Origin of the sequence: Sphaerisporangium aureirubrum (assembly GCF_042658925.1) — a bacterium.
Classification (GTDB): domain Bacteria; phylum Actinomycetota; class Actinomycetes; order Streptosporangiales; family Streptosporangiaceae; genus Sphaerisporangium; species Sphaerisporangium aureirubrum.
The window spans coordinates 1-23,873 of sequence record NZ_JBHSRF010000028.1; the positions used below are offsets into that span (position 1 = coordinate 1).

24 protein-coding genes, 1 pseudogene and 2 riboswitches are annotated in these 23,873 nt (G+C 70.8%); of the genes and pseudogenes, 5 read left to right on the plus strand and 20 right to left on the minus strand.

The window, feature by feature from the left end:
• From ACFP1K_RS19620 to ACFP1K_RS19640, 5 genes and pseudogenes are all read right to left on the minus strand, one after another.
• Positions 1-322: Clp protease N-terminal domain-containing protein (locus ACFP1K_RS19620; protein WP_380755290.1), on the minus strand; the 322-nt coding region annotated here is incomplete at its 3' end.
• A gap of 309 nt (positions 323-631) precedes the next feature.
• Complete coding sequence (locus tag ACFP1K_RS19625; RefSeq protein WP_380755292.1) at positions 632-964, minus strand: histone-like nucleoid-structuring protein Lsr2; 333 nt, start codon at positions 962-964, stop codon at positions 632-634.
• Between the two features lie 118 nt (positions 965-1,082).
• A complete protein-coding gene (locus tag ACFP1K_RS19630) occupies positions 1,083-1,232 on the minus strand; it encodes a hypothetical protein (RefSeq protein ID WP_380755294.1) in 150 nt (49 codons plus the stop codon).
• A 289-nt stretch (positions 1,233-1,521) separates the two neighbouring features.
• Complete coding sequence (locus ACFP1K_RS19635) at positions 1,522-2,244, minus strand: RDD family protein (RefSeq protein WP_380755296.1); 723 nt, start codon at positions 2,242-2,244, stop codon at positions 1,522-1,524.
• A 166-nt stretch (positions 2,245-2,410) separates the two neighbouring features.
• A pseudogene (locus ACFP1K_RS19640) lies at positions 2,411-2,890 on the minus strand (RDD family protein); the annotation flags it as partial.
• 117 nt (positions 2,891-3,007) lie between these two features.
• Here ACFP1K_RS19640 and ACFP1K_RS19645 point away from each other — a divergent pair.
• Positions 3,008-3,766 carry a hypothetical protein gene (locus ACFP1K_RS19645; RefSeq protein WP_380755469.1) on the plus strand — a complete coding sequence of 253 codons (759 nt, stop codon included), beginning with the start codon at positions 3,008-3,010 and terminating at the stop codon, positions 3,764-3,766.
• A gap of 167 nt (positions 3,767-3,933) precedes the next feature.
• On the opposite strand, the gene ACFP1K_RS19650 is transcribed toward ACFP1K_RS19645, so the two are convergent.
• Positions 3,934-4,479, minus strand: a complete 546-nt coding sequence (locus ACFP1K_RS19650; RefSeq protein ID WP_380755298.1) for an amino-acid N-acetyltransferase — start codon at positions 4,477-4,479, stop codon at positions 3,934-3,936.
• Between the two features lie 365 nt (positions 4,480-4,844).
• A riboswitch (cyclic di-AMP (ydaO/yuaA leader) is annotated at positions 4,845-5,053 on the plus strand.
• Positions 5,054-5,058: 5 nt separating this feature from the next.
• Here ACFP1K_RS19650 and ACFP1K_RS19655 point away from each other — a divergent pair.
• Positions 5,059-6,162 carry a C40 family peptidase gene (locus ACFP1K_RS19655; protein ID WP_380755300.1) on the plus strand — a complete coding sequence of 368 codons (1,104 nt, stop codon included), beginning with the start codon at positions 5,059-5,061 and terminating at the stop codon, positions 6,160-6,162.
• Between the two features lie 2 nt (positions 6,163-6,164).
• On the opposite strand, the gene ACFP1K_RS19660 is transcribed toward ACFP1K_RS19655, so the two are convergent.
• From ACFP1K_RS19660 to ACFP1K_RS19680, 5 genes are all read right to left on the minus strand, one after another.
• Positions 6,165-6,413 carry a LuxR family transcriptional regulator gene (locus tag ACFP1K_RS19660; protein WP_380755302.1) on the minus strand — a complete coding sequence of 83 codons (249 nt, stop codon included), beginning with the start codon at positions 6,411-6,413 and terminating at the stop codon, positions 6,165-6,167.
• Positions 6,414-6,888: 475 nt separating this feature from the next.
• Entirely contained in the window at positions 6,889-7,671 is a 783-nt protein-coding gene (locus ACFP1K_RS19665) for a type III pantothenate kinase (RefSeq protein ID WP_380755304.1), read from the minus strand.
• A complete protein-coding gene (locus tag ACFP1K_RS19670; protein WP_380755306.1) occupies positions 7,671-10,232 on the minus strand; it encodes an L-aspartate oxidase in 2,562 nt (853 codons plus the stop codon). Before ACFP1K_RS19670 ends, ACFP1K_RS19665 begins: the two co-directional genes overlap by 1 nt.
• 130 nt (positions 10,233-10,362) lie before the next feature.
• Positions 10,363-11,265, minus strand: coding sequence for a pantoate--beta-alanine ligase (panC, locus tag ACFP1K_RS19675; protein WP_380755308.1), 903 nt, complete (start codon positions 11,263-11,265; stop codon positions 10,363-10,365).
• The gene (locus ACFP1K_RS19680; protein WP_380755310.1) at positions 11,256-12,146 is read right to left on the minus strand and encodes a Rossmann-like and DUF2520 domain-containing protein; all 891 of its coding nucleotides are present in this window, start codon (positions 12,144-12,146) and stop codon (positions 11,256-11,258) included. The genes panC and ACFP1K_RS19680 overlap by 10 nt, the downstream gene beginning before the upstream one ends.
• 97 nt (positions 12,147-12,243) lie before the next feature.
• Between ACFP1K_RS19680 and ACFP1K_RS19685 the strand changes: the two genes are divergently transcribed.
• Entirely contained in the window at positions 12,244-13,233 is a 990-nt protein-coding gene (locus tag ACFP1K_RS19685; protein WP_380755312.1) for an SAM-dependent methyltransferase, read from the plus strand.
• Here ACFP1K_RS19685 and ACFP1K_RS19690 read toward each other — a convergent pair.
• Together ACFP1K_RS19690 and ACFP1K_RS19695 are read right to left on the minus strand one after the other, a co-directional pair.
• Entirely contained in the window at positions 13,214-14,416 is a 1,203-nt protein-coding gene (locus tag ACFP1K_RS19690; RefSeq protein ID WP_380755314.1) for a cytochrome P450, read from the minus strand. The two genes, ACFP1K_RS19685 and ACFP1K_RS19690, sit on opposite strands and share 20 nt — an antisense overlap.
• A 61-nt stretch (positions 14,417-14,477) precedes the next feature.
• A complete protein-coding gene (locus ACFP1K_RS19695; RefSeq protein ID WP_380755316.1) occupies positions 14,478-15,242 on the minus strand; it encodes a TerC family protein in 765 nt (254 codons plus the stop codon).
• 228 nt (positions 15,243-15,470) lie between these two features.
• Positions 15,471-15,586: riboswitch (SAM riboswitch) on the plus strand.
• 29 nt (positions 15,587-15,615) lie between these two features.
• Here ACFP1K_RS19695 and ACFP1K_RS19700 point away from each other — a divergent pair.
• Positions 15,616-16,962, plus strand: coding sequence for an aminotransferase class V-fold PLP-dependent enzyme (locus ACFP1K_RS19700; RefSeq protein ID WP_380755318.1), 1,347 nt, complete (start codon positions 15,616-15,618; stop codon positions 16,960-16,962).
• Between the two features lie 17 nt (positions 16,963-16,979).
• Positions 16,980-18,155: an NADH-quinone oxidoreductase subunit D gene (locus ACFP1K_RS19705; RefSeq protein WP_380755320.1), complete on the plus strand. Its 1,176-nt coding sequence runs from the start codon at positions 16,980-16,982 to the stop codon at positions 18,153-18,155.
• 155 nt (positions 18,156-18,310) lie between these two features.
• Here ACFP1K_RS19705 and ACFP1K_RS19710 read toward each other — a convergent pair whose 3' ends face one another.
• The 7 genes from ACFP1K_RS19710 to ftsH all read right to left on the minus strand — a co-directional run bounded on the left by ACFP1K_RS19710 (position 18,311) and on the right by ftsH (position 23,771).
• Positions 18,311-18,766 carry a DUF3180 domain-containing protein gene (locus tag ACFP1K_RS19710; RefSeq protein WP_380755322.1) on the minus strand — a complete coding sequence of 152 codons (456 nt, stop codon included), beginning with the start codon at positions 18,764-18,766 and terminating at the stop codon, positions 18,311-18,313.
• Positions 18,767-18,848: 82 nt separating this feature from the next.
• Positions 18,849-19,355 (minus strand): 2-amino-4-hydroxy-6-hydroxymethyldihydropteridine diphosphokinase, encoded by a 507-nt coding sequence (gene folK, locus ACFP1K_RS19715; protein ID WP_380755326.1) that lies wholly within the window; start codon positions 19,353-19,355, stop codon positions 18,849-18,851.
• Entirely contained in the window at positions 19,352-19,729 is a 378-nt protein-coding gene (gene folB / locus ACFP1K_RS19720; protein ID WP_380755329.1) for a dihydroneopterin aldolase, read from the minus strand. Before folB ends, folK begins: the two co-directional genes overlap by 4 nt.
• Positions 19,726-20,163 carry a nuclear transport factor 2 family protein gene (locus tag ACFP1K_RS19725; protein WP_380755330.1) on the minus strand — a complete coding sequence of 146 codons (438 nt, stop codon included), beginning with the start codon at positions 20,161-20,163 and terminating at the stop codon, positions 19,726-19,728. The genes folB and ACFP1K_RS19725 overlap by 4 nt, the downstream gene beginning before the upstream one ends.
• A complete protein-coding gene (gene folP / locus ACFP1K_RS19730; RefSeq protein ID WP_380755332.1) occupies positions 20,160-21,017 on the minus strand; it encodes a dihydropteroate synthase in 858 nt (285 codons plus the stop codon). Before folP ends, ACFP1K_RS19725 begins: the two co-directional genes overlap by 4 nt.
• 150 nt (positions 21,018-21,167) lie before the next feature.
• On the minus strand, positions 21,168-21,752 hold the full coding sequence (folE, locus tag ACFP1K_RS19735; RefSeq protein ID WP_380755334.1) for a GTP cyclohydrolase I FolE: 585 nt from the start codon (positions 21,750-21,752) through the stop codon (positions 21,168-21,170).
• A 3-nt stretch (positions 21,753-21,755) separates the two neighbouring features.
• Complete coding sequence (gene ftsH / locus ACFP1K_RS19740; protein ID WP_380755336.1) at positions 21,756-23,771, minus strand: ATP-dependent zinc metalloprotease FtsH; 2,016 nt, start codon at positions 23,769-23,771, stop codon at positions 21,756-21,758.
• Between the last annotated feature and the right edge of the window lie 102 nt (positions 23,772-23,873).

The window sequence follows — 23,873 nt, forward strand, 5'->3', positions numbered from 1 at the left end:
TGTGCTCGGTGCCGATGTAGTTGTGACCCAGCTGCAAAGCCTCACGAAGCGACAGCTCAAGGACCTTCTTGGCCCGCGGGGTGAACGGAATGTGCCCCGACGGCGCCGACTGCCCCTGGCCGATGATCTCCTCGACCTGCTGCCGCACACCTTCCAGACTGATCCCAAGACTCTCCAGAGCCTTGGCGGCCACACCCTCCCCCTCGTGGATCAACCCAAGAAGAATGTGCTCAGTACCGATGTAGTTGTGGTTGAGCATCCGGGCCTCCTCCTGGGCCAGGACGACAACCCGCCGTGCGCGGTCAGTGAACCTCTCGAACATGTCGTCGCTCCTCACAGAGCGGCCAGGCTGCTCGGGATATCCGGGCCCGCCGCATCCGCATGCTAGCCCCGACCGGTGACCGCTCTATGCACATGAGCGTTCCCCGAGAGCAGGGCGTTCACGCTCCATCCAACTACTGTTGGGGGCCCACGTGTTCCCTCTACGCCGCAAGCGAACGACGTTTAACCCGCAGTTTTCCTACGGGCGGTCGACCACGCCCCGGACGATCTCGCCCGGATAAACGGGATCATGCGGCTATGGCGGCGTCCGAAGGGCGCGCCGCCATAGCCGGTGATCATATGTCGATCGTCAGTGTGCCGCCTCGTACTTCTCCACCACGGATGAGGCAATGCGCCCGCGCTCGCTGACCGAGATGCCGTGCGCCTTCGCCCAGGCCCGGATCTCCGAGCTCTTTTCCCGGGACGGACGCTGGCCTCCACCACGCCTGCGCCCGCGTGCGGGCGCGCTCTCGGCTCTGCGGGCACTGGACACGAATGAGGACAGCGCGTCACGGAGCTTCTTGGCGTTTTCGCCGCTCAGGTCAATCTCGTAAGCGGCTCCATCAATCGCGAAGGTGACAGTCTCACTGGCCTCGCCACCATCGAGGTCGTCGATGAGTATCTTCTGGATCTGCGTGGCCATCTGGCAATCCTTTCGCAGAGCATAGTTCTTTTCGTCAGCCAAACATATACCCGGCAACCCTGGCTGACAATTCAGGATGCTGTTGTGATTGAAGTGGAACCGAGTGGACCTCGCCGGCTCAGCCGGAAGAAGCCTCCGAAGACTTCTCGGCGGGTTCGTCCGCCCGCCTCCGGGCCGCCGCTTCGGAACGCACGAGCTTCACCACCGCGACGATGACCACCACGGCGACTACCGCTGGCGGTATCAACGCGGACAATACATCGTTCATTGATCCTCGCTCCACGCGGGGGGGTCGCATTCCCCGGCCCCCCACGTTAATTGTCACACGGGACTCCCTCAGTCTGTACCACGGTTGCCTGATCCGGGAGTCAGGATCCGACTCTAGCCCTACAGGAGGTCAGGACGGGTTGGGGGGGCGGGTCTCAAACCAGGCCGAAGGACCGTTCCACGGTAATCCCGTCTCTCCAGCCGTCTTACCGGATGGCCTCGGAATGGTGATCCCCCGAAAACACCGACGGGGCGGCCGCAGCGCGGCCGCCCCGTCGAAAAAGTCGGTCTCAGCGGGGCGCCTTGACGACAACCGTCCCCGCGATCTTGTCGTGCGGACCCTGTTGCAGCGGCTTGTCCACGAGGATTAGGACCGCCAGCACGAGCACGAAGATGGAGGCCAGCCATCCCACGATGGGAATGCCGTAGAGAGCCATCACGCCGGGGAAGATAGCGGAACGCTTCATGACGGCGGCCGAATCAAGCGGGCCGCCCGTCGCCGACACCAGACGGATCTTCATGAGCTTCTTACCGAGCGTCTGCCCGTCCTTGGAATGAAGCACATAGTCGTAGGCGGCATACGCACCGAAGGCGATGATCCCGGCGAGGAGCCCCGGCAGGACCAGCGAACCGGAGACCACGGCCGGATTCGCAAGGATTTCCGCGGTCGAGGGACCGAACATCCCGGTGAAGATGGAACTCAAGATCCCGTAGACGACGCTGAAGATCAGTCCGTCGATGAAACGGGCGACCCAGCGCTCCCACCACAGGGCCAGAGGGGCCTGACCGCCGGGCTGGCCGGAGTACCCCTGAGGCGCCCCGTAGGGCGGCGGCGTGCCGTAGGGCGCGCCTTGGCCGCCGTCCTGCGGCGGTGTTCCGTACTGCGGGCCGGGCTGCTGGCCGTACTGGGGGTACTGCTGTCCCTGCGGCTGGCCGTACTGCTGGCCGTACTGCGGACCGGGCTGCTGGGGGTGCCCGTAGGGTGCACCCCCGGGGGGTGGTTCCGCCGTCATCTGATCACCTTTCGCGACAGGCGAACGGGCACACGCCGTTCATGCAAGGTCCTATCGCAAGTAGGGGTATGCCCGTTACCACTTTGCCCACTTCGCAGCCGTAATGTTCCACGGCAAGAACAAGAAAACAGGGCCGGGGCGAACCCCGGCCCTGTTCGCGTCACAATCACCTGATCTTGACGACCACGGTGTTCGCCGCCTTGTCGTGCAGGCACTGCTGGTAGGGCTTGTCCCAGAACTGCCAAAGGATGTTGACCAGGGCGAAGATGCCGATCACGTAGTTCACGAACGGGATCCAGCGCAGCAACTGCGGCCCGAACAACACGGCGGCGCGCCTGCCCACCACGGCGGTGGGAAGCCCACCTTCGAGCGGGCCGTTGATCGTCACCACCTTGATGCCCATGGCCATCTTGCCGACCGTCTGCCCGCGCTGCTTGAGCATCAGGAACTCGTACGCGAGGTACACGAGGCCGATGAGCAGCGCGGTGACCAGCTCGTAGAGGAACAGCCCGCTTCCCACGTCGACCGCGCCCGTGGTCGGGTCGAAGCTCGGCTGGGTCACCAGCACCGCCAAGAGGACGGCGGTGAGGATGACCGTCGGGATCACGAGGATCACGCCGTCGATGATTCGGGCGACCAGGCGCTGCCACCACTCGGCGAGAGGTGCCGCGACGCCGGGGGGCGCCGTGCCGGTCGCGCCGTAGCCCTGCGGGTAGCCCTGCTGACCGTACGCCGGCTGGCTGTAGCCCTGCTGACCGTACCCTTGGGCGCCGTACTGCTGCCCGTAGGCGGCCTGCGGGTCCTGCTGGCCGTAGCCCTGCTGGCCCTGCTGGCCCTGCTGGCCCTGCTGGCCGTAACCCTGCTGACCGTACTGCTGCTGGTCGTAACCCTGCTGACCGTAGCCCTGCGCGCCGTAGCCCTGCTGCGCGCCCTGCTGGCCCTGCTGGCCGTACTGCTGCTGGCCGTAGCCCTGCTGGGCCTGGCCGTACTCCTGCTGGCCGTAACCCTGCTGAGCCTGCTGGCCGTAGCCGGAGGCGGCCTGCTGGCCGTACTGCTGCTGCTGGCCGTAGGTGCTCGGGTCGTACCCCTGCTGCTGGCCATAGCCCTGCTGGCCCTGCTGGCTCTGGCCGTAACCCTGCTGGCCGTAGCCCTGCTGAGCCTGGCCGTACTCCTGCTGGCCGTAACCCTGCTGCTGGCCGTAGCCCTGCTGGCCCTGCTGGCCCTGCTGGCCCTGGCCATAGCCTTGCTGGGCCTGGCCGTAGCCCTGCTGAGCCTGGCCGTAGCCCTGCTGGCCGTACTGCTGACCCTGCGACTGCTGCGGATATCCCTGACCGTAGGCTCCGGTCCCGCCCTGCTGCTGACCGTATTGGTCCTGCTGGCCGTAGGACTGCTGTCCGTACGACTGCTGCTGCGGGTAGCCGTGTTCCGACGTCGGCTGGGGGCGGTGGACGACTGTGACCTCCGGGTCGAGCCCCGAGCCGGGTCGCTCGGCCTGTTGCCCGTACTGCGGAGGTCCGGATGACGAGTTGTCGTCCGGTTCGTCACGTGGGTACGGCGGCTGTCCGGTGCTCACCGTTTCACCTCACTTCGGCTTCGCATGCGGCAAATGTCAGGCACACATGCTGTGGTGCTGCCCAACGTAGCGACAGCGGGATCAACAGTCACCTTTCCATTCCGTCACCCGGGCCGTCAGGTACGCGGGAGGAGATGGAGGATCATGCGGGTGTTGCCCAGAGTGTTCGGTTTGACGTGTTCCAGATCGAGGAACTCCGCGACGCCCTCATCGTAGGAGTCGAGCAACTCCGCGTACACCTCAGGTGACACGGGTGTGCCCTGGATCTCGGCGAATCCGTGCCTCGTGAAGAACTCGACCTCGAAGGTGAGGCAGAACACCCGGCGCAGCCCCAGCTCCCTGGCGGTGTCGATCAGCGCCGCCACGATGCGGTGCCCGATGCCCCGGCCCCGGCAGCGCACGTCGACCGCCACCGTGCGGATCTCCGCCAGATCCTCCCAGAGCACGTGCAGCGCCCCGCAGCCGACCACTTCGCCGCCCTGTTCGGCGACCCAGAACTCCTGGACGTCCTCGTACAGCGTGACGGTGGTCTTGCGCAGCAGCCGCGGCCCGTCGCCGGAATAGGACGCCACCAGCCGCCCGATGGCGCGGACGTCCGTGGCGCGCGCACGCCGGACCACCAGCTCGCTCCCGGGAGGGACGGACTCCACGACCTGCTCCATGAGGGGTCAGCGTATCCGCAGGCGCCGGGCCACGCCGCCCCGCTCCGGCCCGCACCGGCAATAACGGCCCGCCCCAAAATCCCCCAAGGCCGATACCGGTCGCGTTGGGTAGCCGGTTGACAGCGTGCCGTCGAAACGTGGCAGGGTTCCCGTTATTTCCCAGATCAAGGCTCCACCACCTGCGACTTCATCGCCATGGGAGCGTAAAGCAGGAGTCTTCGCAGCGTAATGCGGGTGCCGCGCCCCGCCCGGCGTGATCGCGCCGTGATGCGCCGGTTGTGATTCCTCTACAGAATTCGTAGTTCTGGTTGAGCAGGAACCTGAGCTGCACTAGTGTCCAGGCTCGATGCCGGTCATCGCCCACGATGACCGGACCGCCTAATCCCGGCCACCTCCGACCATGCCGGGAACCGGGGAACCACACGGCCACCCGCCCGGGACCAAATCCCGGCCGGCCGCCACCCGGGGTGAATCCGAGAGGGAGGAATCGCGATCTCCGCGACCCGCGCACTCGGTAGGGCCACTCCCGCCCGAACCCGTCAGCTAACCCGGTAGGCGACCGAGGAGAGGAGCTCGTTGGTGCACGCTGGGCGCACGCCTGGGAAGAGCACGGGCAGGCACGCCCGCCGAGGCCACAGGTCCCGGCTCGGCGCGGCCGTGACGGCCATGGCGGCTCGCGTCGCCGGATCGGGCCGCACGGAATCACGGCGCCTGCCACGCCGCATCGCCATGGTGACCGTCACCCTGACGGCCCTCACCTTCGGCTCGCCGCTGATGTCCGCGACCGCCGACCCCAAGCCGAGCCTGAACGAGCTCAAGAACCAGGTGGAACGCCTCTACAACGACATCGAGGCGCTGACCGAGCAGTACAACGGCCAGAAGGAGCGCCTGAAGCAGGCGCAGCGCTCGGCCAAGCTCGCCAAGCAGACCCTGGACAAGAGCCAGACCGACCTCGAGGAGAAGCGCCGCAGGGCGGGCCTGTACGCGCAGGACGCCTACATGACCGGCGGCATCGGCTCCTCGCTCGCGCTCGCCATGTCCGGCGACCCTGAGGGCTACCTCGACCGCGCGGCCACCACCTACGCCCTGCAGTTGCAGCAGGGCGAGGAGGTCTCGCAGATCACCAAGGCGATGGACAGCGCCGAGCGCGCCAAGGAGAGCGCCAAGGCCCGTGAGGCCGAGGTCAAGAAGCTCGTCGGCGAACTCGACGCCAAGCGGGACAAGATCCGCGAGCTGGTCACCAAGACCGAGGGCAGCCTGTTCCGCCGGGCCCTGTCACAGGTGGGCGGGTACGGCCGGGCCACCAAGGTGGCCATCCCGATTCCCGGTGAGGGCAAGGCGGCCGAGGCCGCCAAGTGGGCGCTCACCCAGCAGCTCAGGCCGTACGTCTGGGGCGCGGCGGGGCCGAGCTCCTTCGACTGCTCCGGGCTGGTGTTGTGGGCCTACCAGCGGGTCGGCATCAGCCTTCCGCACTACACCGGCGACCAGTGGACGGCGGGTACCCATGTGTCCCGTGAGGACATGCGCCCGGGCGACCTCGTCTTCTTCTACAGCGATCTGCATCACGTGGGCATCTACATCGGTGGCGGCATGATGGTGCACGCCCCCCGCACCGGCGACGTGGTGCGGGTGGCGCCACTGGGCAACAGGCCGTTCGCCGGGGCCGTGCGCATCGCCGACTGATCTCAGATCAGCCGGCGGCGAGCGGCCCAGGCCACCGCCTCGATGGCGGTGGCCACGCCGATCCTGTCGCAGATGCCGCGCAGGCGGCGGCGGACGGTGCGGCCGCTCACATCGAGCCGGCGGCCGACCCGATCCACGGTTACGCCTTTGGCCAGTTCGGCGAGCAGCAGCAGATCATCATCGGTCAGTCCCACGCTGTCTGATCCCGTGGGAATGTCATTTCCCCGGGAAACCAGATCCGGATACGCCATCGGGTGTCCTCTCCCCCACGACGAACTCGGCAACATACTGAATGCTTCGGCCCGCCCGTCAGGAACGGTAAACGCCACGTTGAAAGGTCGTCAAGCACTGACCGCGATACCTGTTACGTTCGTCATTGACATACCACTCCATATGTGAACTACTCATGACATGTTTACGAGCCCGTAGCGGGGCGGCCAGCGGCGATCAAGGGGAGGGACGTCAGCCGGGTGTCGCGCTAGGGTGTGACGGCATGCCTGGTGGGTGGGTGGTTGCGCTGTCACATGCCCTCTGCCGTGCGCGCGTCCGCGTCGGCCTGCCCATGCCGTTGACATATGATCGGGAGCCGATGCGCTCTTATTCGCCACTAAATGTGGAACACTTTCATGCGCTTTTCCGCATGCCCGACACGGCGGCGATCCGCCGGGGCCGGGATATGCCCCGGCCCCGCCCGGCGGCGGCGCGCTATTAGCCCGCCGCGGCGGGTCAGCCCGTGTTGCGGTTGTAGATGAGCCGCAACCCGATCAGGGTCAGCCACGGTTCGTGCACGTCGATGGATCTGGCCTCGTCCACCACCAGTGACGCCAGTGTGCCGGTGGCCACCACCGTCACGTCGTCGGGGTCGGCGGCGAGCTCGGGAGCCATGCGCTCGACGATGCCGTCCACCTGGCCCGCGAAGCCGTAGATGATGCCCGCCTGGAGCGCCTCCACGGTGTTCTTGGCGATCACCGAGCGCGGCCGGACCAGCTCGACCTTGTGCAGCTGCGCGCCCGCCGCCGCCAGCGCGTCCACCGAGATCTCGATGCCGGGCGCGGTGACGGCGCCCACGTACTCCCCCTTGGCCGAGACCGCGTCGAACGACGTCGCGGTGCCGAAGTCGACGATCACGCACGGCCCGCCGTACAGCGTGACCGCGGCCAGGGCGTTGACGATGCGGTCGCTGCCGACCTCTTTGGGGTTGTCCATCCGGACCGGCACGCCGGTGCGCACGCCGGGCTCCACGATGACGGCGGTCACGTCGCCGTAGTACCTGCGGCACATCTCGCGCATCTCGTTGAGCACCGAGGGCACCGTGGAGCACAGGGCGATGCCGCTGACGTCGGCGCCCTTCAGCAGCGGGCTCTGGCTGAGCAGCCCCTGCAGGACGACCGCGATCTCGTCGGCCGTGCGCCGCGCGTCGGTCGCGAGGCGCCAGTGCTCGATGACCTCTTCGCCTTCGAACAGGCCGAGCATCGTGTGGGTGTTGCCGACGTCGATCGTGAGCAGCATCAAGCCCCCCGGAGGTCCAGAGCCAAGTCGAGTGCGGGCGCGGAGTGGGTGAGGGCCCCGACGGCGAGGTAGTCGACACCGGTGGCGGCCACCTCACGCGCCACGGCCAGGGTGAGCCCGCCGCTGGACTCCAGGCGGGCGCGCCCGCCGACCAGGCGTACGGCCCGCTTCAGGTCGTCCACGGTGAAGTTGTCCAGCAGGATCTCGTCCGCCCCCTCCGCCAGCACCGGCTCGATCTGGTCGAGCCGGTCGACTTCCACCTCGATGGGCAGGCCGGGGTAGGCCTGCCGTACCGCGCGGAACGCCTCGGCGACCCCGCCGGCCGCCACCACGTGATTGTCCTTGATCAAGGCCGCGTCCGAAAGCGACATCCGGTGATTCACCCCTCCCCCGCACCGGACGGCGTATTTGGCGAGGATCCGCAGCCCGGCGAGGGTCTTGCGGGTGTCCCTGATCCGGGCCCCGGTGCCCGCCACGGCGCGGACCCAGCGACCGGTCTCGGTGGCGATGCCGGACAGATGGGTGAGCAGGTTGAGCACGGTGCGCTCGGCGGTGAGCAGGTCGCGCACCGGGCCGGTCACCGTCATCAGGACGTCCCCCGCGGCGACGCGTTCGCCGTCCTTGACACCGCGCTCCACGGTGAGCCGCCCGCCGGACAGCCGGACGAACGCCGCCTCGGCGACCGGCAGCCCCGCCACCACACCGTCGGCGCGGGCGACCACGTCCGCGGTCGCGCGCTGGGCGGCCGGGATGGTGGCCAGGGTCGTCACGTCGCCCTCGGGGCCGGCGTCCTCGGCGAACGCGGCGTCGATCAGCGCGACGACGGCCGCCGGGTCGAGGCCCGTGTCCGTCAGCTCGGCCTCGATCTGGTGCGGCAGCGTCGTCGCGCGCTCCTCGTCGTGGCGGCGGTAGGTCATGGTCAGCCCCTCCTCGGCCAGGGTCACGTCCAGGTGCCCGAGCCACCAGTTGTCGTCCCGCTCGGGGAAGTCCTCGCGCCAGTGCGATCCCCGCGTCTCCTCGCGGGCCGCCGCGGTGGCGACGAGCGCGGTGGCCACGGTGAGCAGGTTGGTGACCTCCCAGGCCTCGGTGCACGGCTGCACGGCCACCGGCGTCCATCTGGCGTCCAGCAGGGCCTGGCGCACCTCCCGCAGGCTCCGGCCGCCGCGCAGCACCCCGGCGCCCGCGCTCATCCGGGCCTGGACCCGGGACCGGATCCTCGGGTCGGCCAGCCCGGCCTCGCGGCCGTCGTCCACCGGCGTGCCGGGCCGCCGGTGGCGGGTGCCGGCGAGGTCGGCGGCGATGCGCTCGGCGAAGACCAGGCCCTCGAGCAGCGAGTTGGACGCCAGCCGGTTGGCGCCGTGCACGCCCGTGCAGGCCACCTCGCCGCAGGCGTACAGCCCGGGGACGCCGGTGCGCCCGCGCAGGTCGGTGCGCACGCCGCCGCTGGCGTAGTGGGCGGCGGGGGCGACGGGGATGGGCTCGCGTACGGGGTCGATGCCGTGTTCCAGGCAGATGGCGTGGATGGTGGGGAAGCGGGTGCGCCACTTCTCCTCGCCGAAGTGGCGGGCGTCCAGCAGGACGTGGTCGGCGCCGGTCTCCAGCATGCGGCGCATGATCGCCTTGGCCACCACGTCGCGGGGGGCGAGGTCGGCGAGCTCGTGCACGCCGGTCATGAAGCGTTCACCCGCGGCGTCGACGAGGAAGGCGCCCTCGCCGCGCACCGCCTCGGAGATCAGCGGCTGCTGCCCGGTGGAGTCCTCGCCGAGCCACAGCACCGTGGGGTGGAACTGCACGAACTCCAGGTCGCTGACGACGGCCCCGGCCCGCAGCGCCAGGGCCACGCCGTCGCCGGTGGACACGACGGGGTTGGTGGTGGCCGAGTACACCTGGCCCATGCCCCCGGTGGCGAGCACCACGGCGCCCGCGCGCACGGCGCCCACGCCGTCGTGCGCGCCCTCGCCCATCACGTGCAGGGTGACGCCGCAGGCGGCGCCGGTGGCGTCCTTGAGCAGGTCCAGCACGAGGGCGTGCTCGATCACCTCGATGCCGGGGCCGGACGCCTCGGCGGGCGCGCCCGCGCGGATCGCCTCGGCCAGGGCGCGCTGGACCTCGGCGCCGGTGGCGTCGCCGCCCGCGTGCACGATGCGGTCGCGGCGGTGGCCGCCCTCGCGGGTGAGCTGGAGGCCGCCGTCCGGCTCCCTGTCGAACCTCGCGCCGTGGTCGATCAGCCGCCGCAGCGCGCCCGGCCCCTCGGTCACCAGCATCTGGACGGCGCGCGGGTCGCACACGCCCGCGCCCGCGGTCAGCGTGTCCCGCATGTGGTCGGCCGGGGAGTCGGCGGGGTCCAGCACGGCCGCGATGCCGCCCTGCGCCCAGCGCGTGGAGCCGGCCGACAGCACGTCCTTGGTGACGACCAGCACGCGGGCACCCGGCACGAGCCGGGCGTAGCGCAGTGCGACGGTGAGGCCGGCGATGCCGGAGCCCACGACGACGAGGTCGGCGTGGACGGTCCAGCCGGGATCGGGGGCGGTGAGCCGCCGGGGGAGGGGCGGGTACGTCATGGGTGGCTCCTAATTTCGTCACTATGACGATAACCGATGGCGCGCACATTCCCACGGCAAGGGGTGGGGGTTCTGGATCCGCGCTGGTCGGCGTCCCCAGACTATGCGCCGCGCACGGGTCACCGGTCCGTCACGGCGCCAGGGTCAGCACCACGTTGTCGATCAGGCGGGTGGCGCCCACGCGGGCGGCGACGGCCAGGACGGCCTCGCCCCGGTGGTCGTCGGCGACGGGGGCGAAGGTGGCGGGATCGGCCAGGGTCAGGTAGTCCGGCAGGAGCGGCGGGTCGGCCCGCGTCGCGGCGTCCAGCACGGCCTGCGCCGCCCGCCGCACGTCCGGCGCGCGCTCGTGCCGGGCGCCCGCGTTCAGCGCGGCGGACAGCGCCAGCGCGGTCGCCCGGTCGGCCGGGGTCAGGTAGCGGTTGCGGCTGGACAGCGCCAGGCCGTCGGGCTCGCGGACCGTCGCGCCGCCCACGATCTCCACGGGCACGTCGAGGTCGGCGACCATGCGGCGGATCATCGCCAGCTGCTGGGCGTCCTTGCGCCCGAACACGGCGGTGTCCGGCCGCACCAGGTTGAGCAGCTTCAGCACGACGGTCAGCACGCCGTCGAAGTGGCCCGGCCGGAAGGCGCCCTCCACGATCGTGCCCATGGTCCCCGCGGACACGCCGACCTGGCGGTCCGGGAGGTACATCTCGGCGGCGGGGGGCGCGAACACCAGCGCGACGCCCTCGGCCGCGCACACCTCCAGATCGGTCTCCAGCGTGCGCGGGTAGCGCGAGAAGTCCTCCGTGGGGCCGAACTGCAGCGGGTTGACGAAGATGCTCACCGCGACGTGCTCGGCGTGCTCGCGGGCCAGGCGGATCAGCGAGCGGTGCCCCTCGTGCAGCGCCCCCATCGTCGGCACCAGCGCCAGCGTGCCCGGCGCCACGCCCGGCCGCGGCTCGGCCTCCGCGGCGTGCCCGCCCCCGCCGACGCCCAGCGCGGCGCGGGCCGCGGTCAGCTCGGCGCGGTTCGCGGCGACGATCACGTCCACGGGTTGCCTCCCAGCGCGTCGAGGAGGCGCTCGGCGGCCTCCGGTTTGAGCAGCCCCGCGGCCAGCGCCCGGTCGGCGGTGAGCCGGGCCAGGGCCACGTAGGCGTCGGCGGCCTCCGGGGCGGTGGCCATGAGCGCGTCCACGTGCCTGCGCACGGTGCCCGCGTCGCCGCGCACCACCGGCCCGGTGAGGCCGGCGATGCCGAGGCGCAGGGCGTTGTCCAGGGCGGCGCCGAGCAGCGGGCCGAGCATGCGGCCCGGGTGCTCCACGCCGATCTTGCGCAGGATCTCCTGCGACTCGGCGATCAGGGTCACCATGTGGTTGGCGGCGCCGGCCAGCGCGGCGTGGTAGATCGCGCGGTCCTGCTCGGCGACCCAGACCGGCTCGCCGCCCATCTCGATCACCAGGGCCTCGGCCACCGGCCGCAGCGGCTCGGGCGCGGTCACCCCGAAGGAGCACCCGGCGATCTTGCGCAGGTCGTCGTCCCTGCCGGTGAAGGTCATCACCGGGTGCAGCGCGAACGGCAGGGCGCCCGCGCCGGTGGCGGGGTCGAGCACGCCGAGGCCGTACGCGCCGCTGGTGTGCACGAGCATCTTGCCCCGCAGGTCGACCCCGGCGGCGGCGAGCCCGGCGACCAGGCCGGGCAGCACGTCGTCGGGCACGGTGAGCAGCACGAGCTCGGAGCGGGCGATGAGGTCGTCCGGCCGGTACAGGCCGACGCCGAGCCGATCCCCGGCGCGGCGGCGGGACTCGTCGGAGACCCCGGCGGCGGCCACGACCCGGTGCCCCGCCTGCGCGAGGGCCGCGCCGAGCGCGGATCCCACCCGCCCGGCGCCGAGCACCCCGATGGCCAGGCGCCCGGGGCGGTCGCTTGTCTCCATCACGTCCAGGTTCTCCAGTTCGACGACGGGCCCAGTTGACCAGGGTACGGCGGCGCCTGCCGCGACCGGCGATCGGGCGTTGGTAACGTCCCGTGCCGTGTGGGTGACCTGGCGGGAGGCCATGGAGGGCGCGCTCTACGGCGCGCGGGGGTTCTACCTGCGGGAGCGCCCGCGCGGCCACTTCCGCACGTCGGTGAGCGCGTCGGAGGTGTTCGCCGGCGCGGTGCTGCGGCTGCTCGGCGGGGTCGACGCCGCGCTCGGCCGTCCCGCCGTCCTCGATCTGGTCGACATGGGCTCCGGGGACGGGACCCTGGTGACCCAGGTGCTGCGCGGGGCGGAGCCCGGCCTGGCCGGACGGCTGCGGGTCACCGCGGTCGACCTGGCCGCGCCGCCGCCGGGGCTGGACGCGGCGGTCCGCTGGTCCGCCGAGGCGCCGGAGGGGATCACCGGCCTGGTGATCGCCAACGAGTGGCTGGACAACGTCCCCTTGGACGTCGCCGAGCAGACGGCGGACGGTCTCCGCCTGGTGCTGGTGGACCCCGAGACCGGCGCGGAACGGCTCGGTGATCGGCCCGGCGGGCCGGACCTGGCGTGGCTGGAGCGGTGGTGGCCGCTCCCGGCGACCGGCCTGCGCGCCGAGATCGGCCGGCCGCGGGACGAGGCGTGGGCGTCGGTCGTCGGCCGCCTCGCCGAAGGGCTCGCGGTGGCCGCCGATTATGCACACCCTGTGGATAACCGCCCGCCCTACGGCACCCTGACCGCATACCGTGACGGGTCCTGCGTGCCCGCCATACCCGACGGGTCCTGCGATATCACGGCACACGTCGCGCTGGACGCCTGCGCGGCGGCAGGCGAACGGGCCGGCGCGATATCCACAACCCTGACCACTCAGCGCGACGCCCTGCGGGCCCTCGGCGTCACCGGAGACCGTCCCTCACTCACCGTCGCGAGCGCCGATCCCGGAGGGTATCTGCGCGCCCTCGCCCGCGCGTCCAGGGAGGCCGAGCTGATCGCCCCGGGCGGCCTCGGCGGCTTCGGGTGGCTCGCCCAGGCGACCTCCCCGGCGCTCAGCGGGTGGCCACCTTGAGGGACTCGAGGCCCCGGATGACGTAGTTCGGCTTCCAGGACGGCTCCTCGACCAGGCGCAGCGCGGGCGCCGCCTCCAGCAGGGCCGAGAACGACTCGATCAGCTCGACCCGGGCCAGGGGGGCGCCCAGGCAGAAGTGGATGCCCGCGCCGAACGAGACGTGCGGGTTGTCCGGGCGGCCGACGTCCAGGCGGTCGGGGTCGTCGAAGACGTCCGGGTCGCGGTTGGCCGAGCCGAACAGCAACGCCACCTCCACGCCTTTGGGGATGTCCACGCCGCCGATGGTGACGTCCTCCAGGACCCAGCGCTCGAACATCTGCAGCGGCGTGTCGTAACGCATCAGTTCCTCGACGGCCGCCGGCAGCAGGGACGGGTCGGCGCGCAACCGGTCCAGCTCGGCGGGGTTGCGGAACAGGGACCACCAGCCGTTGCCGGTGACGTTCACCGTCGCCTCGTGGCCGGCGTTGAGCAGCAGCACGCAGGTGCCGACGAGCTCGTCCTCGGTGAGCGTGTCGCCCTCGTCCGCGACCCTCGCCAGCGCGCTGATCAGGTCGTTCCCGGGGTGCCTGCGGCGGTACCCGGCCAGCTCGCGCAGGTACTCGGAGAACTCCGACGCGGCGCGCACGGCCGTGTGCTGCGCCTCCAGCGAGGGGTTCAGCTCGTACATGCCGCAGATGTCCGCCGACCAGGGCCGCAGCAGGTGCCGGTCGGCCTCGGGGACCCCGAGCATCTCGGCGATCACGGTCACCGGCAGCGGCTCGGCGACCTCGGCGATCAGGTCGCCGCCGCCGCGCTCGACGAAGCCGTCCACCAGCTCGCGGGCGATCCGCCGCACGCTGGGGCGCAGCTCCTCCACCATGCGCGGCGTGAACGCCTTGGAGACCAGGCGGCGCAGCCGGGTGTGCACGGGCGGCTCGACGTCCAGCATCCCGGCCCTGGTCACCCGCCAGAACGGCTCCTGGAAGTCCGGCTCGGGCTCCCTGCCGAACTCCTCGTGCGTGGCGCGGTGCAGGTACGAACGGCCGAGCCGCCGGTCGCGAAGCGCCGCGTTGACGTCCCGGTGCCGGGCCACGAGCCACTGGCCGGTGGGCTCGAAGAAGCGCACCGGCTCGGTCTCGCGGAGCTCCCGGTACACGTCGTAGGGATGGGCCACGAACTCCGGATTCCATGGATCAAAGCGCACTAAGTCATGGTAGTTGGGATTTTCCACCCAGCGCCGGGTGGGGCTTTCGGACCCGCGGGTCTCAGGCCGGTGGCGCCGTACCCGGCTCGGCCTCCCCGGACGGTGCCGCCTCCGCGGCGGCGCGGGACCTGCGGCGCATCCGGATGTTCAGCAGCTCCACCCCCAGCGAGAAGGCCATCGCGAAGTAGATGTAGCCCTTCGGGATGTGCTGGTCGAAGCCCTCCGCGATGAGCATCACGCCGATCAGCACCAGGAAGGACAGGGCCAGCATCTTGATGCTCGGATGGCTCTCCACGAAGCGGCTGATCGGGCCGGAGGCGACCAGCATGACCGCGACCGCGACGATCACCGCGGCGATCATGACGCCGATCTCGTCCACCATGCCGACCGCGGTGATCACCGAGTCCAGCGAGAACACGATGTCCAGCAGCATGATCTGCACGATCACCGACACGAAGGACGCGGCGGCGCGCCCGCCGGACTCGCCGTGGCCGCCCTCCAGGCTGTCGCTGATCTCGTAGGCGCTCTTGCCCAGCAGGAAGAGCCCGCCGAAGAGCAATATCAGGTCCCGCCCGGATATCCCGTGCCCGAACACGTCGAACAGCGGATCGGTCAGCCGCACCACCCAGGACAGCGCGAGCAGCAGCGCCAGCCGCGTGATCAACGCCAGCGCGAGCCCGAGCTTGCGCGCCCGGTCCCGCTGCTCAGGGGGCAGCTTGCCGGAGAGGATCGAGATGAACACGATGTTGTCGATCCCGAGCACGATCTCCAGCGCGACCAAGGTCAGAAACCCGATCCAGATCCCCGGGTCGGCCACCCAATCCATCACGCCTCCTAGTACGACCGGCCACCATCACCCGGCTTGACGCGGACATTGATTGCTAAACGCACGACCAGCCCCAAGAGTTCGCCTCGGCCCCCGGCGGACGGCGACCAACGCCGAACCGTGATGATTCGCCGGAACTCCGGGCGGCGGGGCGGGGTGGCGCGCGGCACGCCGTAGGGGGGAACCGGGGTTGCGGGGACGGCGGGGGGCTCGGTTATAGTCGCCGTAGGTCATGAGTGCCAGCACCAAGCCCCGGCTTGCTGGCCGGCAACCCTCGCGCTCGCGGCGGGGTGCCCCGGGTGAGGACCAGGTCCGGCGCGATGGGCGCCGGGCAAGCGCGGGCTCCGGGAGTTCAACGCCTGACCGGGGTCCCATGACCTCCAGGAGGCCGGCGTTGTCGATCACCGTCTTGAATTCCGCTCCCGTCGCCCGTCCGGCGAGCCACACCGCCACCGTGCGAAACGCCGCGGTTCCCGAGCAGACCCCCCACAGAGCGGTGCCGCCGGTGCTGGGGGCCGACCTGGAAGTGCCGGTCAAGGGCGGGCGGCTGGTGCGGTACGCCAACCTCGACAACGCGGCCAGCGCGCCGTGTCTGGTGGCGGTGAACGACGCGGTCGCCGCGGCGCTCCCCGCCTACTCCAGCGTCCACCGGGGCGCGGGGTACGCCTCACAGCTCACCACCACGCGGTACGAGCAGGCCCGGCACACGGTGCGGGCCTTCGCGGGCGCCCGGGCCGGGGACGCGGTGGTGTTCACGCGCAACACCACCGACGCGGCCAATCTTCTGGCCCGCTCACTGCCCGAGGGCACCACGGTGGTCGTCTTCGACACCGAGCACCACGCGGCGCTGCTGCCATGGGGCGAGCCGGTGCGGCTGCCGGCCCCGGAGTTCCCCGGCACGGCGATCAGGGCGGCCGACGAGGCGCTGGCCGCCATCGACGGGCCCAAGCTCCTGGTCGTCACGGCCGCGTCCAACGTCACCGGCGAGCTGTGGCCGATCGCGGCGCTCGCGCACATCGCGCACCGGCACGGGGCGCGGATCTTCGTGGACGCCGCCCAGCTCGTCCCGCACCGGCCGCTCAACATCACCGCGCTGGACCTGGACTACGTGGCGTTCTCCGGGCACAAGCTTTACGCCCCGTTCGGCGCGGGCGCGCTGATCGGTCGCCCCGACTGGCTTTCGGCCGCCGAGCCGTACCTGCGCGGCGGCGGGGCGTCCGCCGCGGTGACCGTGGGCGCGCCGGGCGTGGTGGACACCGAGTGGAGCGCCGACCCCGAGCAGCGGCACGAGGCGGGCACCCCGAACGTCCTCGGCGCGATCGCGCTGGCCGCGGCCTGCGACGCGCTCACCGCCACCGGCTGGACGACGCTGATCGCGCACGAGGAGCGCCTGCTCGGCGTGCTTCGCGCGGGGCTGGCGCGGATCGAGGGCGTGCGCGAGCTGTCGCTGTGGGGGCCGGACCACCCGCGCGTCGGCATCGTTTCATTCATCGTCGAGGGCTGGACCGCCCGCGAGGTGGCCGAGGCGCTGTCGGCGGAGTACGGCATCGGCGTCCGGGACGGCAGATTCTGCGCGCATCCCCTGGTCGGGCACCTGCTCGGCGGCACCGGGCCCTGCGGCGAGTCCGGCGCGGTACGGGCGTCCATCGGGGCCGGCACGACCGCCGAGCACGTCGACCGGCTGCTCACGGCGCTCTCGGATCTTGTCTCCCGGCGCTGACGTGACAGCATGAGGGTATGACGGAACCTCCCGCCGGAGCCGCTCCCCGCACCGAACGCGTCGTGGGTCTCGGCACCGGGGCCAAGGAGCTCGCGACCGAGGACATGATCCTCAACATCGGGCCCCAGCACCCGTCGACGCACGGCGTGCTGCGCCTGCGGCTCATCGTGGACGGCGAACGCATCGCCGCGGCCGAGCCGATCATCGGCTACATGCACCGCGGCGCGGAGAAGCTGTTCGAGGTGCGCGACTACCGCCAGATCATCGTGCTCGCCAACCGGCACGACTGGCTGTCGGCGTTCGCCAACGAGCTCGGCGTGGTGCTCGCCGTGGAGCGCATGCTCGGCATGGAGGTTCCGATCCGCGCGGTGTGGGCCCGCACCCTGCTCGCCGAGCTGAACCGCGTCCTCAACCACCTGATGTTCCTCGGGTCCTATCCCCTGGAGCTCGGCGCGATCACGCCGGTGTTCTACGCGTTCCGCGAGCGGGAGACGTTGCAGGCCGTCATGGAGGAGATCTCCGGCGGGCGCATGCACTACATGTTCAACCGGGTCGGCGGCCTGAAGGAGGACCTGCCGGAAGGCTGGCTGGACCGGACCACCCACGCGGTGGCCGAGGTGCGGCGACGGCTGCCGGACATCGAGCGGCTGATCCACGGCAACGAGATCTTCGTGGCCCGCACCCGCGGCGTCGGCGTGCTGGACCAGGCCACGATCCTGCAGTACGGCGTCAGCGGCCCCATCGCCCGCGCCTCCGGCGTGGACCTCGACCTGCGCCGCGACGAGCCGTACCTCGCCTACGACGAGCTTCCCGTCAAGGTGATCACCCGGTCGGCGGGCGACTGCCACTCACGCTTCGAGGTGCTGCTCGAACAGGCCAAGGTGTCGCTGGACCTCGCCGACGCGTGCGTCGCGCGGCTGCGCGAGCTGCCGCAGGGGCCGATCAACCAGCGGCTGCCCAAGGTGCTGAAGGTGCCCGAGGGCCACACCTACGCCTGGACCGAGTCGCCGCTCGGGCTGAACGGCTACTACCTGGTGTCCCGGGGCGAGAAGACACCGTGGCGGCTCAAGCTGCGCAGCGCGTCGTACAACAACGTGCAGGTGCTGCGGGAGATGCTGCCCGGCAACCTGATCGCCGACATGGTGGCGATCCTCGGCTCGATGTTCTTCGTGGTCGGGGACATCGACAAATGACCCGCCGAAGGACTGTCCGAAAGAATTTCCGGCGGGGCGTTTAATCGCCGCGCTCCGGTGCAGAACACCCCGTGCGTGAAGGGACAGGGTGAAGATCAGGGTGGCTCCATGCGCGGGGGCCCGGCCGGCGCCGGGCCCCCGCGTCTCGTCCGGGGTCAGGGACGCGGCTCGTCGTCGGGCGTCTTCGGCACCCGGCAGCAGTGCTCCAGGAACAGGGCGGCGCAGACGAGCACCACGCAGGCGACCAGCGAGCCGCCGGCCAGGAAGAAGTCGCGGCGCGGGGTGTCCTGGTCCAGCAGCGGCAGGACGTGCAGGACGAAGCCCGCGAAGATGCCGGCGCACACCGCGCCGACGTGCGCGGACGCCTTGGCCAGGGCCGCGAGCCTCGCCACGGCGAGCGGCTCCACGGGTTTGGTGCCGGGGTCGCGCCTGATGCGCGCCCGGGTCATGTACCCGCTGAACGCCTCGCCGAGCGCCAGCAGCAGCACGGTGGGGATGGCCGTCCACGGGACGGTGGGCAGGTCGGAGTAGACCTGCTGCAGGACCACCCAGGTCAGGGCGGCGACGATGGCCAGCAGCAGGACGAGCACGCCGGGACGGCTCGGTGTCACCCGCCCCTCCTCTCTCTTGTCACCCCGGTCTCTGTCGTCACACCGCCGGGCGCCGTGACGGCGCCCGGCGGGGACGGCCGGGTCAGTCCGGGGGTTGCAGCGCCAGGTCGGGGCGCAACCACACGCCCTTCTGGTCCAGGCCGCTCAGCATGCCGGCCACCGAACCGCGGCCGGGGAGCACCGCCTCGCGATCGATCTGGGCCCACGGCACCAGGACGAACGCGCGCTCGTGCGCCAGGGGATGCGGCAGGGTGAGCTCGGGATCGTCCGACATCAGATCGCCAACCATGATCACGTCGACGTCGAGGGTGCGGGGGCCCCACGGCTCCTCGCGCACCCGGCCGAAGGCGCTCTCCACGCTGAGCGACCGCTCCAGGATCGCCCGCGGGCCGAGCGTCATCGTGCGGCCGACGACCACGGCGTTGAAGTAGTTGCGCTGATCGGGCGGACCGCCCACCGGCTCGGTCTCGTACACCGGGGACACCGCCACGAAATCGAGGCCGGGCGCGTCGAACAACGCGTCGACGGCGCCCTGCAGGGTCTCGAAACGGTGACCGACGTTGCTGCCGAGCGCCAGCACGACCTTCATTCCCGCCTCCTCCTCACAGTCACGATGACGTCGCCGAACGGGACAGGGACCGGCGCGGCGGGCTTGTGCACGGCGACCTCGACCTCGTCGACGAGCTCGTCGGCGAGGCAGGCCGCCGCCAGGCGGTGCGCCAGGGTCTCGATGAGGTTCACCGGCTCGCCCTCGACGATGCGGGCCAGCCGCACGGCCAGCTCGCCGTAGTCGACGGTCTTGGCGAGGTCGTCGCTCACCGCCGCGGGCGCGGTGTCCAGGAACAGCGTGACGTCCACCACGAACTCCTGCCCGAGTTCGCGCTCGGCAGGCAGGCAACCGTGCCTTCCCCGGGCCCTGAGCCCCGCCAGCCGCACGGTGTCGGCGCTCGTCCCCCGGGTCATTCCTCTGACTCCTCCTCGTCGTCGTCACCCTGCAGGACCGGGGATCCGTGGTGGAACCAGAGCTTCCAGCCGGCGGGGGTGCGGACGAAGGTGTTGGTGGCCACCACGCGGCCCGCCGCGAAGGTGGCGTCCTCGGTGTCGGCGGCGGTCAGGATGTTCTCGGCGCAGGTGACCACGGCGACGTCGCCCAGGACGGTCGTGCGCACGTCGGTCAGCACGAACTGGATGTACGGCGTGTTGGCCATGATCAGCGCCCAGGAGCGCAGCACCTCGGCCCGGCCGGTGAGCATGGGCCAGCCGGGGTGCACGCACATCGCCACCCGGCCCGTTTGGTCCTCGGCCCAGATGTCGGTCATCTTGTCGAGGTCGCCGCTCTCGATCGAGGTGTAGAACGCCTCGTTGAGCTTCTCGATCTCGGCAGCGGTGGCGCTCATCGGGCTCCCTCCCCGGTGTGCCAGGCGGCGGCGACCCGCACCGCGTCGGCGTTCGGCCGCACGTGATGGACGCGCACGCACCAGGCCCCGGCGTGGGCGGCCAGCGCGGTCACCGCGAGTGTGGCGTCGTCGCAGCCGCTGAACGGCCTCGGGGCGCCGTCCGGGCCGGCCAGCAGCCTGCCGAGGAAGCGCTTGCGGGAGGCGCCGACGATGACGGGGTGGCCGAGTTCGTTCAGCCTGCCTAGCGCGGCGAGCAGTGTCCAGTTGTGCTCGGGGCGCTTGGCGAAGCCCAGCCCGGGGTCCAGGATGATCTGCTGCTCGGCGACGCCCTCGGCGAGTACCGAGTCGACCCGTTTGCGTAGCTCTTCGGAGACCTCGGTGACGACGTCGGCGTAGACGGCGCGGGCCTCCATGTCCTGGCTGTGGCCGCGCCAGTGCATCACGACGTACGGAACGCCGGCGGCGGCGACCACGCGGGGCATCGCCGGGTCGGCCAGGCCCCCGCTGACGTCGTTGACGAGCGCGGCGCCCGCGCCCACGGCGGCCTCGGCGACCTCGGCGCGCATGGTGTCGACGCTGACGGTCACACCCTCCTGGACGAGGGCGCGGATCACCGGCTCGACCCGGCGCAGCTCCTCGGGCAGGGACACCCGGGCGGCGCCCGGGCGGGTGGACTCGCCGCCCACGTCGACGATGTCGGCGCCCTGTTCGACCAGGTCGAGGCCGTGGCGCACCGCGACCTCGGGGTCGAACCACTCGCCGCCGTCGGAGAAGGAGTCGGGGGTGACGTTGACCACGCCCATGACGAGGCAGCGCCCTCGCTCGGGCAGCCCAGGCACCGTCCATGTGGTCATGGCGTCCAGCCTAGGTGGTTCCCGAGGGCGAACCACGCCGTGGGTCCGCCTTGTGGATAACGAATCGGCGCGCACCACGCCCCGTCCGGGGCGCCGGTCGTGCGGCGCCGGGGCGGGGGGTGGTGGGGCCGTCGTACGGTGACCGCCGGGTCAGCGGCGGCCGAGGATCAGAGCCATGGCCTCGGCGCGGGTCTTCTCGCTGTCGCGGAAGTCGCCGCGGACCGCAGAGGTGATGGTCTTGGCGCCGGGCTTGCGCACCCCGCGCATGGTCATGCACAGGTGCTCGGCCTCGATCACGACGATCACCCCGCGCGGCGCCAGCACGCCCATCAGCGCGTCGGCGATCTGCGACGTCATGCGCTCCTGGACCTGCGGGCGCCTGGCGTAGACGTCCACCAGCCTGGCCAGCTTGGACAGGCCGGTTATCTGCCCTTTTTCGTTCGGCACGTAGCCGACGTGGGCCACGCCGTGGAACGGCACCAGGTGGTGCTCGCAGGTGGAGAACACCTCGATGTCCTTCACGAGCACCATCTCGTCGTGGTCGGCGTCGAAGATCGTCGTCAGGACGTCCTCGGGTGTCTGGCCGAGACCGGCGAACTGCTCGGCGTAGGCGCGGGCCACCCGGGCGGGGGTGTCGAGAAGGCCGTCCCGGTCGGGATTCTCACCGATGGCGATGAGAATCTCGCGGACGGCCTTCTCGATCCGCTCGGAGTCGACCTTGAGCGGCTCGCTCACGCGTCAGACCTCGTCCTGCGGGCCCGAACGGTCGTTACCGCTCAGCAGCCCGCCCGGATGGAGGGGGGTCGCCGCCTGGATGGCGCTCTTGCCGTTGCCCGCCAGCTCCCTCGGAGTGAGGATGGGCGGCCGGTCGGACGGGAGCCGCTTGCCGTACCCGGAGTACGACGGGCGCTTCTCGCGGACGACCACCGGGGCGAAGATCTCCAGCACCTGGTCGCGGGACAGCGTCTCGATGTCCATGAGCTGGAGCACGAGGTTGTCGAGCACGTCGCGGTACTGGACGAGGATCTCCCACGCCTGGTCGTGCGCGGCCTCGATCAGGCGGCGGACCTCTTCGTCGATCGTGGAGGCGATCTTCTCGGAGTAGTCGCGCTCGTGGCCCATGTCACGACCGAGGAAGACCTCGCTGTTGCCGGTGCCGAACTTGCGGGCGCCGAGGTGCTCGCTCATGCCGTACTCGGTGACCATGCGGCGGGCGATCGTGGTGGCCTTCTCGATGTCGTTCGCCGCGCCGGTGGTCGGCTCGTGGAACACCAGCTCCTCGGCGGTGCGCCCGCCGAGCAGCATCGCGAGCTGGTCCATCATCTCCGACCGGGTGGCGAGGAACTTGTCCTCCATGGGGAGGGTCATCGTGTAGCCGAGCGCCCGGCCACGGGACAAGATGGTGATCTTGTGGACCGGGTCGGAGTTCGGGAGGGCGTGCGCGACCAGCGCGTGGCCGCCCTCGTGGTACGCGATGATCTTCTTTTCCTGGTCGGACATGACCCGGCTCTTGCGCTCGGGCCCGGCCATCACGCGGTCGATGGACTCTTCGAGGGTGCTCATCGTGATGAGCTTCTCGTCCTGCCGGGCCGTGAGCAGCGCGGCCTCGTTGATGACGTTGGCGAGGTCGGCGCCGGTGAACCCGGGGGTGCGGCGCGCGATGACGTCGAGGTCGACGTCCTGCGCGAACGGCTTGCCGCGGGCGTGCACCCGCAGGATGCCCTTGCGGCCCTCGAGGTCCGGGCGGTCGATGACCACCTGGCGGTCGAAACGACCCGGCCGCAGCAGCGCGGGGTCCAGGATGTCGGGCCGGTTGGTGGCCGCGATGAGGATCACGCCGCCCTTGACGTCGAAGCCGTCCATCTCGACCAGCAGCTGGTTGAGGGTCTGCTCGCGCTCGTCGTGGCCGCCGCCGAGCCCGGCGCCGCGGTGCCGGCCGACGGCGTCGATCTCGTCGATGAAGATGATCGCCGGGGCGTTCGCCTTGGCCTGCTCGAACAGGTCGCGGACCCGGGAGGCGCCGACGCCGACGAACATCTCGACGAAGTCGGAACCGGAGATGGAGTAGAACGGCACGCCCGCCTCACCCGCGACGGCGCGGGCCAGCAGGGTCTTGCCGGTGCCGGGCGGGCCGTACAGCAGCACGCCCTTGGGGATCTTGGCGCCGATCGCCTGGAACTTGGCCGGCGCCTGGAGGAACTCCTTGATCTCCTGGAGCTCCTCGATGGCCTCGTCGGCCCCCGCGACGTCGGCGAAGGTGGTCTTCGGCGTGTCCTTGGTGATCAGCTTGGCCCGGGACTTCCCGAAGTTCATGACCCGGGAGCCGCCGCCCTGCATCTGGTTCATGATGAACAGGAAGATCAGGACGATGACCACGATCGGCAGGAAGCTGACCAGCAGCCCGACCAGGAAGTTCTCGGTCGGCACGGTGACCTTGTAGCCGCCGGGGAGCTTGCCGGCGTCGGCCTGGGACTGGAGCTGCTTCTGCAGCTCGACACCCTGGCCCTGCACCCAATAGGCGTAGAAGCGGTCCTCGCCGTCGATCTTCGTCTTCGTCTTGATCTCGATCCGCTGGTCCTTGTCGACGATGACCGCGTTGTCGACGGTGCCCTTCTGGATCTGGCTGATGACGAACGAAGTGTCCCTCTGGGCGTAGTTGCTGTTGCCGCTCCAGAATGTGGAGGCCAGGAGGAGCAGCACGACGATGCCCAGGATCCACAGCAGTGGCCCACGTGTAAATCGCTTGAGATCCATCCGATGCGGAACCCCTGCGGGCCCGTCCCTTCCCTCAGCAAGGCCTGGCCCCGGGCGAACCCGGGGGTCGCGGCATCCCTAACCGCTCCCTTTCGAAATCCC